Raw genomic sequence first — 13,680 nt, 5'->3', positions numbered from 1 at the left:
CCTGAAAACATGGGCGAGAACTATACCCAGAATATGCTTTACAAACAAGCTCTCATAGTCTCATTGGAAGTTGGTTCGCTTGGATAATCAGATAGGATTCTTGCAACCTTCCGTACAAAAAGTCCATCTTGATGACAAATCGGTTCTGCTTCTTTGCTACAAGCATCACGACGAGGATGTGGTCTTGTGGGATCCATTGATAAGCCTTCTGCTAAACTTGTGTAGCTGTGGTGAATGGCATCGTCGGGTTTAAACTCATCGAAGGTACTTTTTTTCCAGTAATAAAGAGCAACGACTGTTAAGCCATTTCCAATGATGCTTGCAAGCAATATAGCCATCGACGCGGGTGGAAATAAAAATCCAACAGTAGCGGCCAGTGCGGTAATGGCACTGACGACGGTTGTTAATAAGACATAACGTAGATAGGTTTCCTGACGCAAACTTGAATAATGTTCATCGTTAACAGGAGGTTTTTTGTATTTATGATATTCACCGATGGTCCATACCAAATTACTGACAGTAAACAACCAAACAGCAGGCAATATGAGAGAAGGATATAAAGGGCATAGAAAGCAAAGTATGGTTGCAACCGTACCGATCACAGCAGCCGCCTGATATTGATCTTTAAATTCTGAAAAACCATACCATGCTTCGCGTTTTCTAGGATGATGCGGGTAAAACAAGGTGGCCAAAAACCAGGCAGTATAGCCAATGAGATAAGCAATCAGCGATATTAGATTCAGGATGGAAGCAAGTAGAAGAATCGGAATGTTTTTTAGTTTAGAGATAATAAAACCGGCCAGAAAAAAAGAACCGCTGATTTTATCGAGTAATGCTGCCTGTTTTTTCAAACCACAATCCTTAGGTTGACGCGGTGATTTGATTGTAAAAAATCTTCCATAAAATGCAAGTTGATTTTTTGGATGCTTGATGGCATTGAATCTTATCTTGCTTTTTAAAAGGTAATCATTTGTTCAAGATGTATTTTTTATTTAAAAATGAATGATTATTAATAATTTGTTAATGTTTTTATTTTAGACTTATTGACATGTTACCTATCAATTTTGTTTTAATATGCCAAAAGTCATTTTAGTGTACGCAAACTGTGTCAATCCAACAGCCAAAGGCGATTTTTCACTGGCGGGGAGTATCGCAAGAGATCTCGTCCGTGAGATTAAATCCAGCAATGAAACACTTGATGTGGTTTTAACCAGCACCTTGGATGGTATCCCTCGATTTGAAAGTCTTTATGGAGAGCCAGGTGATAAGCGGGTGACGATCGAGGGTGAAGAGGTTGGCTTATGTGCGTTAGAGTTATTTGATGCGGTTGAAAATACTGTGGTTGCATTTATTGAGGCCAATCGTTGTAAATACGCACCAGCGGATATTGTCAAGCGCGTGCTTTCTCCGGAAAGTAAGACTTTATTTGTGGGTGCTGCCAATCAAGGTACTATGTCTGATTTATTTACTCAAACCATGTATCGCTTTCAAGTTAATATGGATCAGCCTGGGGTGTACGGTAATTTTAATGCAGCGGATGTGTTTGTGGGCAGCAGCGGCATAGGGGATGGCCGTTTAGGCTTGCCAGCGATTGCAAAAACCAGTGATTTACCTGCGTTGACCTCGTCGCAAATGGCTTTAATGCCTACGATGAGTTATGGTTTTATGTATCTTGCTGCAATAGATGATGTAAGAGATTGTCAATTAATAGCGCAATATATGCGGTTAACGGACCCGGTTAGTAGTTATGTGTTGGTCGGTAATTTTGCTGATAAAAGCCGGCAAATAGCCTATGCTTATAGCACGGATACAACCTTAAGTACGCCAAAACGCGCGTTACCACCTATTGTTTATCATCAATCCCTGGATAATGGGTTGATGCGCCATATGGTTGCTAATGCCGCAACTCCTTTAGTATTATCGACCGGCGTTATGGGCACATTAGAGGCAATGCAAGACAGAAAGTTAACGTATTATCAGGATTTATCCAATAATACCAACTTTGTTGCTTCTTATTTACTGGCGGTTAAATCCATTGTTGCCAGTGACGATGCTTTAATAGGTGTTATGCCGCAATTAATCATGGAGCTGTCCCAGTTGCTTTTTGCCAAAAAACCATTAAGCTTCTCGGAGATGGAACGGACGCACGATTTGTTAGCGATCTCTTCTGTCAGCGATAAATTAGTAGACACGAATGAGAGGATTGTAGCTCAGGCACGTGGAAAATTAGCACCAAGATTATTAAGTTTTATTGGTGGCGCAAGAAGTACACATGAGCATGAGCAGTTGGCCTCAGTTTGTGTTTCGTTGCGCAAACCAGGAGAGATTGGAACTCCTGTGTATGATCAAGCTCTAAGGCGTGCTGCTGCATGGGGACGGTTATTTGAGCTTAAAGTATTAATCAAGGCCATGGCTGCAACGGACGGCTTAAATTTGTCGGATGCAACCCATCTGCGAACGGCGCTTCATTGGGCGGTTATTGCACAGAGTGCTGATTGTGTACGGGCTTTAGTAGCAGCTGGAGTTCTTTTGGATGTTCAAGATAAAGAGGGTAAAACCCCTTTACATCATGTAATAGCCAATGGCAATAGACTGTTGATTCAAATTTTGGTAGAAGCAGGTGCTTCTGTGGATATCCCGGACAACAGTCGTAAAAGTCCTATCGAGTGTGCGGATGAAGGAACGGTATTATTCATCCAGAGCTGTAAATCGCATGCTGCTCCAGTGACTTATTCTGGTGTGTTAAGCAGGACAGACGGCATGTAAACATTTTCCAAAAGGAGGACGGCGCGCTTCCTCCAAAAGGAAAATAATCAATGACATCTAAAAAGATTTTATTGAATAAATCATACTAACTCCTCCTTTTTTAAAGGGAGTCAACAGGAGTTTGTAAAAAATCCTCTTACCCTCTTTCACAAAAAGAGAGAATCATTAGAATATGGATTAAAAAATCATTAAGCTTCTCCTTTATAAAAAAGGAATAACCAGACTTGAATCATCAGTAAATTTTAAAATCTATGTTGACTATTAAACTTCAGAATTTCTTATCTCAACGGCAGGAATGCGGTTTATACCGTAAGAGACAATTAATCAATCAAAATGAAATTAATTTCAGCAGCAATGATTATTTATCGCTCTCTAACCACACCTCTATTAAACAAGCTTATGAGGAAGGGTTTCAGCGCTATTCTACCGGCAGTGGTGGCTCTATGGTGGTCTGCGGCTATCATCCAATCCATCGAACATTAGAACAAACGTTTGCTGAGGTACTGAAGGTGGATCAATGCCTTTTGTTTTCATCCGGTTACGCGGCTAATTTAAGTGTAGCGGCACTGCTCGGGTGTTTATGTTTCCCTACGCTGATCGATAAGGCGGCGCATGCTTCTATTTATGACGGCTTAAAATTATCCAATGTGAACTATCTGCGCTATCGGCATAATGATATGGTTGATTTATCCACCAAAATAAAACGCATTTCGGAAAACGCTGTTATTATGACTGAAAGTGTTTTTAGCATGAGTGGTCAAATAGCGCCGCTTGCTGAGATGGTAAAATTGAGTCGAAGCAGTGCAAGTGCCTTGATTGTAGATGAAGCTCACGCTTTTGGTGTAATGGGTAGGCAAGGAATGGGGGCTGTGAGGCAGACAGAGCTAACTCAGGATGAGGTGCCATTAAGAGTGATTCCATTTGGCAAAGCTTATGCTTCGGCAGGAGCTATTGTAGCGGGTAAGGAAGCGTGGATAGAGGCTCTTTTGCAATGTGCACGGCCCTATATTTATTCAACGGCGATAAGTCCGGCTATTGCCTATGGTTTGTTGAAGTCTTTAGATATAATCCGCAGCGCTGAAGAGCGTCGAATAAAGCTTCAAGAGACAATTAGCTATTTTCGAAACGCCCTACGCCACTCATCCTTGAAATGGCGAGATTCATTGACGGCCATTCAACAATTGCAATTAGGGTGTCCTCATCGAGCGCAACGTTACGCCATGAAATTACGTGAACAGGGGATTGTGTGCATACCCATGCGTCCGCCTACGGTCAGCAGACAAGAAACAGGTTTGCGCATTATTCTCAATTGTAATCATCAGGCAGAACACATCGACTACTTAATGAAATGTCTTCATCAACTATGAATATTCATCTCGTGACTGAAGGCAGCGGTGCGCCGCTGGTTTTATTTCATGGCTGGGGATTTGATCATACGGTTTGGTCTTCCCTATTACCGGAACTGACCTCCCATTATCGAGTCTATCGGGTTGATTTACCAGGGTTTGGACGAACGCCGCTTATGGATTGGGATGATTTTAAACATTTGCTGTTAAAGAAACTTCCAGCATCTTTTGCACTTGCTGGCTGGTCTATGGGTGGTTTGTTCGCAACGAGGCTGGCTATTGAGGAATCACAACAGGTGACCCATCTATTGAATATTGCTTCATCGCCTCGATTTGTTAAAGAAGATAATTGGCCTGGCGTGGAGAGGAACGTATTTATGGCGTTTTACCGAACGATGGAGCGAGAGCCACAAAAAACCCTTGCTCAGTTTATTGCATTACAGCTGCAAGAACAGACTGTGCATGATGTTGTTTCTTTAGCAACAACGCCTGCACTCACAACGTCTGTATTATCTGGATTACGGGCTGGTCTTGATGTTTTGGTTGATTGGGATCTAAGAGAAGCATTGCAGCAAGTCCAGATCCCGGTCGGTTATTTGTTTGGCCGATTGGATGCCATCACATTGCCTACGACGTTGATGGTTATGAAAGATAAATATCCTTCATTTCACTATCATTTATTTTCCAAATCAGCGCATGTGCCTTTTTTATCAGAAAAAGAAAAGTTTCTTGTGGCGTTAAAGGAGTTTTTGCAATGAAACGTTATTTTATAACGGGAACGGATACAGACTGTGGTAAAACGTACATTACTTGTCAGCTGCTCCGTTATTTTCAGCAACATAATAAAAAAGCATTGGCGATTAAACCCGTGGCAAGTGGTTGTTTAGAAGATAAAGGAGAACGATTTAATGATGATTTGCTTTTATTAAGGCAATACAATCAAACAGCAGAACAGGAAATATGTCCTTGGCGCCTGCAACTGCCCATTTCGCCTCATTTGGCGGCCATGGATGAGCAACGTGAGTTATCTGCACAGGAAATCACTGAGTTTTGTTATAAGGCGGGAGCGAGTGATACAGAATACTTGTTCATTGAAGGAGCGGGTGGTTTGATGGTTCCTTTAAATCATGAAGAAACCTGGATTGACTTCCTTATGCTCAGTCAAATTCCGGTCATTTTGGTGGTTGGCATGCGTTTAGGGTGTTTAAATCATGCGTTACTTACTGAATCTGTATTTAAAATGCATAACATCGTTTGTGCCGGTTGGATAGCCAATTGCCTCGATCAGGATATGTTGGCATTGCGGGAAAATATTGAAACCTTATCGCACCGTTTGCAGGCACCGTTATTAGCAACGGTTCCCTATCGAGGTCATTTCCAGGGTGAAGATTGTGTCCTTCTAGGATGTTCGTTATAATTTAGGGCTATTTCATTGGTTTTTGTTTGACCATTTTGGTAAAATATCGTTATTTTAACCCCTTTCTTTATTCAGGGTAAAGAGAGGCGGGGAGGGATTTTTATATGCCGATTTACGAATATGAATGTACGGGCTGTCACCATCAGTTTGATTTGATGCAAAAAATTCATGATGAACCGGCTAAGCAATGTCCGCATTGCTTAAAAAATACAGCGGTTCGTCTGGTCTCTGCAGCAGGATTTCAGCTTAAAGGCACAGGATGGTATGTAACCGATTTTAAAAATAAAGGGAAGCCAGAAAAGTCGACCGGGAAAAATTCATCAGAACAATCTGCTGGAAAAGCAGATAAAGCGACGGATGTTGCGGCTACGACTAAGAGTAAAGGTGAATCGGATTGAAAGGCAAAGCGATTCGTAGTTATCTTCTGGCCGGTTTGGTGGTTTGGTTGCCTATATTGGTGACGTTTGTCATTCTTCGTTTCCTTGTGGATTTGCTGGATCAAACCATGGCGCTTTTGCCCAGTGCATATCAGCCAGAACAGCTGATTGGCATTCATTTGCCTGGACTAGGCGTGTTGCTTTCCTTGCTGTTGTTACTGGCAACCGGTATTATAGCGACCAATTTTCTAGGACAGCGCTTGGTTTCCTGGAGTGAATCCATTCTGGAGCGAATTCCTTTGGTTCGTTCTATCTATAATGCTACCAAGCAAGTTATCCAAGCCATTTTTGCAACAAACAGCCAAGCCTTTCGTAAAGTACTTTTAGTAGAATATCCGCGTAAGGGTATGTGGAGTCTTGCGTTTCAAACTGGGGTGACGAGTACCGAACTAAATCGTCATTCAGGTTCAGAGATGATTTCTATTTTTATTCCAACCACACCAAATCCGACGTCGGGCTTCCTGATGATGGTCCCAAAATCAGACGTGATTGAATTGGCAATGACCATTGATGAAGCGTTAAAATTTATTATTTCTCTGGGAGTGATGCAACCGCTTTCCCCGGCTGCATTTGAAGTAAAAGAACAATTATCTAAATAGGCGGCCTTATGAGAACCCACTATTGCTCTGATGTGAATGAAGCGATGATAGATACAACGGTTACGGTGTGTGGCTGGGTGCATAACCGTCGTGACCATGGAGGCGTTATTTTTCTTGATGTTCGTGATCGCTCCGGCCTGGTGCAGGTGGTCTACGAGCCGGAAAAAACAGAAACGTTTGCTATTGCGGAAAAATTGCGACATGAATACGTTGTGTGCATCACAGGGAAAGTGCGTCCACGACCCAGTGGCATGATTAATGAAAAAATGGCAACCGGACATATTGAAATTATTGGTACAGAACTGGATATTTTAAATCAAGCACAAACGCCACCGTTTTTACCAGACGAGCATCAATCCGTCAGTGAAGATTTACGTTACCGTTATCGCTATCTGGATTTGCGGCGTGCCGACATGCAACATAATTTGACCATACGTCATAAATTGATTCGCGTCATTCGTGGCTATCTTAATGACCGGGATTTTCTTGATATTGAAACGCCGATGCTGACCAAAGCAACGCCAGAAGGGGCTCGCGATTATTTGGTTCCTTCCCGCGTTCATCCAGGGCAATTTTATGCGTTGCCGCAATCGCCTCAATTATTTAAGCAATTATTAATGATGTCGGGGTTTGATAAATATTATCAAATCGTTCGCTGTTTCCGTGATGAGGATTTACGTGCCGATCGCCAGCCGGAATTTACGCAACTTGATCTTGAAATGGCGTTCATTGACGCAGAAGCCATCGTGCAACTGATCGAAGGCCTGTTAAAAACCGTGTTTTTTGAGTTGTTGCAAGTTGAATTGCCAGAGGCATTACCACGAATCACCTATGCCGATGCCATGCGCCGTTACGGCAGCGATAAACCTGATCTGCGCAATCCACTGGAATTAGTGGATATTGCTGATTTAACGTTGGATTGTGATTTTAATGTTTTTTCTTCAGCAGCAACTGATCCAGAAGGAAGGGTGGTTGCTTTAAAGTTACCTAACGGTTGCCGATTAACCCGCAAGGAATTGGATAATTATGGTCAGTTTGTTGGAATTTACGGGGCCAAAGGGCTGGCTTATATCAAAGTGAATGATCGAAGCCAGGGAATAGAAGGTTTGCAATCTCCGATTCTTAAGTTTTTATCTGAACAACACATTCAAGCCATTCTGGATCGAGTGCATGCCGAGACAGGCGATGTGGTATTTTTTGGTGCGGATAAGGAAAAAATCGTTAATGAATCCATGGGTGCTTTGCGGACGCGATTAGGGCAAGATTGTCATTTAATTGAACCGGGATGGAAACTTGTATGGGTCGTTGATTGGCCGATGTTTGAATTGGATACCGACACACACAAATTGCAGGCCATGCACCATCCTTTTACTTCGCCAAGACATTTGTCTCCAGATGCCTTAAAAGCTAATCCCTTAGGGACATTGGCAAATGCTTATGATATTGTGATTAATGGATTTGAAATAGGTGGTGGTTCCATTCGTATTCATCAACCACAGCTTCAGCAGACGGTGTTTGAATTACTGGGCATTCAGGAAGAAGAAGCGAAAGACAAGTTTGGCTTTTTACTGGACGCGTTGCAGTATGGGTGTCCTCCTCATGGAGGGATTGCGCTCGGTGTAGATCGGTTGGCCATGTTATTGACTGCCTCAAGTTCTATTCGAGATGTAATTGCTTTCCCTAAGACGCAATCCGCTTCTTGTCTTTTAACCAATGCTCCTTCAGCAACAGGTCCTGCGCAACTTAATGAATTGGGAATACGCCTTGCTCCAACTGTACAGACAAAGTAGATGGAAAGATAGCAACACGGTGCCTAAGCGCCCGTGTTGGCTGCAAGTGGTATGTTTTATTATTTTTTGTTTTTCTTTCTCGCCACTCGCGGCTGCTTTAACGGCTCATGCAAAATCGTATGAAAATAACAATCGACTGATTGAATTTTTAGTTCAGGAAAAAACCGGTTTAACCATTGCCAATAATGAGTTACAACAATCTTCCCCGCCTCATGATTATGAGAACTACCTAGAACGTAAACGACAAAATGCCGCTTTATTAACGTTGAACCATGGGAAAATAGCCAATCTTGAATTGTTTCTAGCCAATCAGCGCAAGCAACAAGAACAATTGATGCAACGCTTAAAAAAACTCCAGCAATCACCACCTGGCAAATCAGGAGAGATGATTGTGCAAGAGCAAATAAGTAAGTTGAACACGTTAAACGACGTCAACAAAAAAATCATTGAATTGATTACTGATAACCTGGAACTTGCGCATCGCTATGAAAAGGACTTGCAGACAGAACGTCATCAACTGGATTTATGGAAGGCGGATTTTGACAAAAAGCAGCAATTAAACGCGTTGAATAAAAAAATTCGCAGTTTAGAGGAAAAACTGGAGGCGCTATATCAAAAAGGCATTTACTTGCAGCAGGAAAAGAAAACGGATGTCAATTTCAATGCATCATTCAATGATGAGGCTAGATTATTACTGAATAATCAAACCATTAATCTGATTCAAAATGAAGTTTCCGGACTTGAATTACGTAAGAGATTAATTAAGGCAGAGAACCAATGGTTGAAACATCAGGACGTCAAATCCATTCAGTTGGTTATTGAAACCTACAAGGCAGCCCTTGAACAATTGAATGAGATGAAGCAATCCTTAAAAAACATGGTTGATTTGCTGGACAGTGAACAATCCTTGCTCATTGATAAACCATTAAGGCAATACTACTTGCGATTGCAAAGCGCGATTCAAACACGACTTCAGGCCGTGTCCGAACAGCAGGAAACGTTACAAGTGATTTTGGAGAAAAGGCAGCAACTGTTAAAAAAACAGTTATCCGCTCGTCAAAGCCTTGTAGAATATCATCTGGATAGTTGGCCTTCTATTGTTAAGCAATTTATTCAAATACCAGGCAAATTTTACAATTATCTGAAGCGTTTGGTCATGAAGGTCAAAGATAACTATATTTGGCAGGATGCGTTGCCGGTTGCTATATACTGGGCTTCCCTCATTCTGATTTTATTTGCAGCGATTGGTTTAAATCGTTTGTTACGAGCCGTCATTCAAGATAAAGAACGCTCCAGGTTGTCTGCCCATCTCTATGATGGGGTACTCGTTCTCTTGCAGCGAAACATGCCACATTTAACGTTGATGACGATGGTGATCGTGACCTTTTTTTTGCATCATGTTCCTTTAGTTAATTATCGGCTATTAGTAAATTTACTGTTGGTTTGGTTGGCTTATCGTAATTTGATTTTGATTGCCCGCTTAATGCTGTTGGAGCGCATAAGTGATGCATCGGGAAAAGATGTTCGATTATATTATCGATTAAAATGGTTATTGCTTGCTGGCGGCTGGTCAACGGCACTGATGGTCTTTAGTCATCAATTGCCTCTATCTTCCTTATTACAGGACATTTTCAATCGCCTATTTATGTTATTTTTGCTCGCTTTGTCCGTTGTCCTTTGGAAGAGCAAAGATATTATTCCTTACTTGCTTCGTCCTTTTCTAAAAACAAGAAAACGCTACGTTCGTAATGCCATTGCCTTGTTAGTGAGCCTTGTTCCTCTGACGTTATTTACGACCGCGTTGATTGGCTTGGTAGGGTATATCAATCTTGCCTGGACCATGAGTCGATATCAGGTTTACCTGTTGTTGGTGATTACTGGTTATGTATTGATACGTGGATTATTGTTTGATGCCCTTGAATTACTTTCTGAATGGATGATTTCGGCTTTGCGTAATGGTTGGTTATGGATAGAAGTTCTGCTAAAGCCGCTTGATAAAATTCTCAGGGCCTTATTGTTAGTATTGAGTATTGTTCTCTTGTTTCAATTATTTGGCTGGTACTCGGATTCATGGGTGATGGTCAATTTGCAGGAATTTGCCCGTTATCCATTCGTGAATATTTCGGGTGTGTATATCACCTTCCTCAGTACCGTAGAATTTTTAGTCTTATTATTTATTTTTATTTGGATGGCAAAATGGACACGGGAATTTTGTTATCGTTGGTTATACCGCAATGCCCGTGATGCTGGTATTCGTAACAGTCTTTCAGTGTTCACCCAATATGCGGTTGTTTTAATTGGTGGCTTTATTACATTACGTGTTCTTGGGCTTGACTTTAGTGGCATGTCCATGGTATTGGGCGGTTTAGCAGTGGGCATGGGATTTGGTTTGCGTGATTTTGCCAGTAATATCATCGGTGGCATCATGCTTTTGATTGAACGGCCGGTACGTGAAGGGGATTTAATTACCCTGGGTGAATACGAAGGGCGTGTGGCGCATATTGGTATACGATCCATGCGTGTTTCTTCTTGGGATAATATGGAGGTGCTCATTCCCAATGCGGAGACCTTCAATAAACCATTTACCAACTGGACGCACCAGGATAGTGTCGTGCGCACCGTTATCCCGATAAAAGTCAGTCGCAGTGATGAGCCAATCATGATTCAACAATTAATTCTGGATGTTTTAGCCATCATTCCTGAAATTCTCGATGAACCACCTCCGCAAGTGTTTCTCAAGCAAATTGATGATGCGCTGATTGAATTTGAAGTGCGTTATTTTATTAATGTGCAATTGCATACGCGTTTTGAAATACGTTCCAAGGTGTTGTTTGCCATTACTGCGCAATTTAAAGCGGCAGGAGTCAAGCCACCGATACCGCCGTTGAGCATTGAGCTCACAGAGGTTGAATGCAATCATGCTGCGCAAAAATCCATTAAAGAATGAAACGGAATTATTGGCGCGTTGCCAGGAGATAGAGGGATTAACACTCGCTCAACTGGCAATCGCATTGAATCTCTGCATACCGAATCATCCCTTACAGCGTAAAGGATGGGCAGGTCAAGCGATTGAGTTAGCATTAGGGGCGACCGCCGGCACGCATCCACAACCTGATTTTTTTGATTTGGGCATTGAGTTGAAATCTTTGCCAATCAATCATTTGGGCAAACCGGCGGAATCGACGTTCGTGACGACGATTTCCTTACTGACCATTCATCAGGAAACCTGGGCTACCTCGCAGTGTTTTGCCAAAATAAAGCGTATCTTATGGTTGCCTATTGAAGCAGACAAGTGTATTCCCTATGCACATCGACGGATAGGCCGTGCTATTCTCTGGTCGCCGAGTAAAGCGCAGGAAGCCGTATTGGCAGAAGATTGGTCTGAACTTTCCTGGATGATTAGCTCGGGAAGACTTGCCGAAATGGATGCAAGTATGGGAAGGTATTTACAAGTTCGACCCAAGGCGGCTAATAGCAAATCGTTATGCTACGGTTATGATGAATCTGGAGAAAAAACATTGACCTTGCCGCGTGGTTTTTATTTGCGCAGTAGCTTTACCGCTACGGTACTGCATGGTTAGGGCCTGGTTAAGTTGCGGGAGAAGAACGTTGTGAAAACACAAAAATAAGGCTGCCTGCAATGGCTGAAATTAATGATCCGCTAACTACCCCAATTTTAACCAGGTTCATCAGTCCAGAACCATTTTGAAACGCCAAAGAACCAATAAATAAACTCATGGTAAAACCGACGCCGCAGATGAGAGAAATACCATACACCTGCGTCAAGGTGATCTGGTAGGTTTTGTAGGATTTTATGTATCGGTCTTGTTTTACAAAAAACCATAAAGGTAGAAAAATACCGATTTGTTTGCCGAAAAACAAACCAGCAGCAATTCCTAAGACGATGGTGTTCGTCAGCATGCTACTGTCGATGCCAATAAAGCTGACGCCAGCGTTAGCAAAGGCAAAAAGCGGCAAGATCAGGAAGACAACCCAGGGATGGATGCCATTTTCCAATTGCGTCAGAATAGAATGAGAAGGTTTGTCAGGGATAGTCATAGCAAGGACGATGCCGGCCAGTGTGGCATGCACCCCGGATTTTAATACTGCGGCCCAAAGAAGTACGCCAACCACCAGATAAAGTGAGATTCGTTTGCAGTCAAAATAATTAAGTGCAATAAGAATACTGGTGAAAAAACCGGCCAATGCCAGGGAAAGCCATGATAACTTATGAGTAAAAAAGATAGCAATGATGACGATGGCACCAATGTCATCAAAAATGGCTATGGCGGTTAACAGAATCTTTAATGAAAAGGGAACCTTGTTATTCAGTAACGAAAGGATTCCTAAAGTAAACGCGATGTCTGTGGCAGTGGGGATTGCCCATCCTCTTAAGTAAAAAGCATTGCCAGAGTTAATCAGAGAATAAATTGCGGCCGGAACAAGCAAGCCGCATAAGGCTGTCAGCGCTGGCACAAGAATACTGGTCTTATCACTTAAGATCCCTCGTTTGATTTCGCGTTTGATTTCAAGACCAACCAGCATGAAATAAACGGCCATTAAGCCATCATTTATCCAGATATGAAGCGGTTTTTTAATTTCAAAGTCACCAATACTTAGCTGAACGGCCATATGAAAAAAATTATCATAAGCAATTCGCAAAGGGGTATTGGCAATAATTATTGCCAATAACGCAGCAACAAACAGCAAGATGCCGCCTATGGTTTCCAAATTGTAAAAAGACTTCGGTTTATTCATGTTGTGTCATTCAATCAGGATAATTTTGTATTGGATAAAGGGTAGCCTGGATAGCGCGCAGCGATATCCAGGGGCAATCAAACCCGGTTATTGCTGCACGTAACCAGGCTACATGGCTGAAATTAGCCTTCTTGCAATTTAACATTAATTAGTTAAAGCTTAAATAGATGTGAAATTATTTTTAAAAGGGAGTTAAAAATGAAAAAAATAATAATGGGTGGAACTGGCTTATTGATGTTGTTCAGTCTTGGTAATTTTGCTTATGCAGATGACAATGTCACCAAGCAAATACAATTATTAAATAGCCAAATCCAGGCGCAGTTGCAAAAAATTCAAGCGGATCAACAAAATCAAATCAAACAACTCAATACACAAATTCAAACCCAATTAAAGCAATTGCAACAACAGCTGCAAGATCAAATACAGAAGGTAAATACCGATACGCAAAAACAAATGCAAACCATGCAAACAACGTTAGAAAATCAGATCAAGCAAGTTCAGCAGCAAGCCACTCAGGCTGCCAAAAAGTAATTCAAATCATCAACGATGATTGACATCAAGTCTGCT

12 protein-coding genes are annotated in these 13,680 nt (G+C 41.9%); 10 read left to right on the top strand and 2 right to left on the bottom strand.

Translation table 11 applies throughout. The features are described from left to right. Positions 1-38: 38 nt before the first annotated feature. On the bottom strand, positions 39-851 hold the full coding sequence (locus tag E1O52_RS04100; protein ID WP_133127429.1) for a hypothetical protein: 813 nt from the start codon (positions 849-851) through the stop codon (positions 39-41). A 223-nt stretch (positions 852-1,074) separates the two neighbouring features. Between E1O52_RS04100 and ankY the strand changes: the two genes are divergently transcribed. The 9 genes from ankY to mutH all read left to right on the top strand — a co-directional run bounded on the left by ankY (position 1,075) and on the right by mutH (position 11,936). Further along, entirely contained in the window at positions 1,075-2,766 is a 1,692-nt protein-coding gene (ankY, locus tag E1O52_RS04095) for a Dot/Icm T4SS effector AnkY/LegA9 (protein WP_133127428.1), read from the top strand. A gap of 251 nt (positions 2,767-3,017) precedes the next feature. After that, positions 3,018-4,133 (top strand): aminotransferase class I/II-fold pyridoxal phosphate-dependent enzyme, encoded by a 1,116-nt coding sequence (locus tag E1O52_RS04090; RefSeq protein WP_242602151.1) that lies wholly within the window; start codon positions 3,018-3,020, stop codon positions 4,131-4,133. Next, positions 4,130-4,870: an alpha/beta fold hydrolase gene (locus E1O52_RS04085; protein ID WP_133127427.1), complete on the top strand. Its 741-nt coding sequence runs from the start codon at positions 4,130-4,132 to the stop codon at positions 4,868-4,870. Before E1O52_RS04090 ends, E1O52_RS04085 begins: the two co-directional genes overlap by 4 nt. After that, entirely contained in the window at positions 4,867-5,529 is a 663-nt protein-coding gene (gene bioD / locus E1O52_RS04080; RefSeq protein ID WP_133127426.1) for a dethiobiotin synthase, read from the top strand. Before E1O52_RS04085 ends, bioD begins: the two co-directional genes overlap by 4 nt. Positions 5,530-5,633: 104 nt before the next feature. Beyond that, positions 5,634-5,927 (top strand): FmdB family zinc ribbon protein, encoded by a 294-nt coding sequence (locus E1O52_RS04075; RefSeq protein ID WP_133127425.1) that lies wholly within the window; start codon positions 5,634-5,636, stop codon positions 5,925-5,927. Next, on the top strand, positions 5,924-6,565 hold the full coding sequence (locus E1O52_RS04070) for a DUF502 domain-containing protein (RefSeq protein ID WP_133127424.1): 642 nt from the start codon (positions 5,924-5,926) through the stop codon (positions 6,563-6,565). Before E1O52_RS04075 ends, E1O52_RS04070 begins: the two co-directional genes overlap by 4 nt. 8 nt (positions 6,566-6,573) lie before the next feature. Further along, positions 6,574-8,355 carry an aspartate--tRNA ligase gene (aspS, locus tag E1O52_RS04065; RefSeq protein WP_133127423.1) on the top strand — a complete coding sequence of 594 codons (1,782 nt, stop codon included), beginning with the start codon at positions 6,574-6,576 and terminating at the stop codon, positions 8,353-8,355. Further along, positions 8,312-11,302: a mechanosensitive ion channel domain-containing protein gene (locus E1O52_RS04060; RefSeq protein ID WP_133127422.1), complete on the top strand. Its 2,991-nt coding sequence runs from the start codon at positions 8,312-8,314 to the stop codon at positions 11,300-11,302. The genes aspS and E1O52_RS04060 overlap by 44 nt, the downstream gene beginning before the upstream one ends. Next, positions 11,274-11,936: a DNA mismatch repair endonuclease MutH gene (gene mutH / locus E1O52_RS04055; protein ID WP_133127421.1), complete on the top strand. Its 663-nt coding sequence runs from the start codon at positions 11,274-11,276 to the stop codon at positions 11,934-11,936. The genes E1O52_RS04060 and mutH overlap by 29 nt, the downstream gene beginning before the upstream one ends. A 7-nt stretch (positions 11,937-11,943) precedes the next feature. On the opposite strand, the gene nhaA is transcribed toward mutH, so the two are convergent. After that, entirely contained in the window at positions 11,944-13,113 is a 1,170-nt protein-coding gene (gene nhaA / locus E1O52_RS04050; protein WP_133127420.1) for a Na+/H+ antiporter NhaA, read from the bottom strand. Positions 13,114-13,311: 198 nt separating this feature from the next. Here nhaA and E1O52_RS04045 point away from each other — a divergent pair, with 198 nt between their 5' ends. Then, positions 13,312-13,644 (top strand): hypothetical protein, encoded by a 333-nt coding sequence (locus E1O52_RS04045; RefSeq protein ID WP_133127419.1) that lies wholly within the window; start codon positions 13,312-13,314, stop codon positions 13,642-13,644. The last annotated feature ends 36 nt before the right edge of the window (positions 13,645-13,680 follow it).

This window comes from Legionella nagasakiensis, from assembly GCF_900639915.1.
Taxonomy (GTDB): Bacteria; Pseudomonadota; Gammaproteobacteria; order Legionellales; family Legionellaceae; genus Legionella_A; species Legionella_A nagasakiensis.
This window is presented reverse-complemented; position numbering and strand designations above follow the sequence as displayed.

What these genes read in the sequence shown, in the direction of transcription:
- nhaA (WP_133127420.1), bottom strand. Translation starts at nt 13,113, where the DNA reads ATGAATAAACCGAAGTCTTTTTACAATTTGGAAACCATAGGCGGCATC.
- aspS (WP_133127423.1), top strand. Translation starts at nt 6,574, where the DNA reads ATGAGAACCCACTATTGCTCTGATGTGAATGAAGCGATGATAGATACA.
- E1O52_RS04045 (WP_133127419.1), top strand. Translation starts at nt 13,312, where the DNA reads ATGAAAAAAATAATAATGGGTGGAACTGGCTTATTGATGTTGTTCAGT.
- E1O52_RS04085 (WP_133127427.1), top strand. Translation starts at nt 4,130, where the DNA reads ATGAATATTCATCTCGTGACTGAAGGCAGCGGTGCGCCGCTGGTTTTA.
- bioD (WP_133127426.1), top strand. Translation starts at nt 4,867, where the DNA reads ATGAAACGTTATTTTATAACGGGAACGGATACAGACTGTGGTAAAACG.
- ankY (WP_133127428.1), top strand. Translation starts at nt 1,075, where the DNA reads ATGCCAAAAGTCATTTTAGTGTACGCAAACTGTGTCAATCCAACAGCC.
- E1O52_RS04075 (WP_133127425.1), top strand. Translation starts at nt 5,634, where the DNA reads ATGCCGATTTACGAATATGAATGTACGGGCTGTCACCATCAGTTTGAT.
- mutH (WP_133127421.1), top strand. Translation starts at nt 11,274, where the DNA reads ATGCTGCGCAAAAATCCATTAAAGAATGAAACGGAATTATTGGCGCGT.
- E1O52_RS04090 (WP_242602151.1), top strand. Translation starts at nt 3,018, where the DNA reads ATGTTGACTATTAAACTTCAGAATTTCTTATCTCAACGGCAGGAATGC.
- E1O52_RS04060 (WP_133127422.1), top strand. Translation starts at nt 8,312, where the DNA reads ATGAATTGGGAATACGCCTTGCTCCAACTGTACAGACAAAGTAGATGG.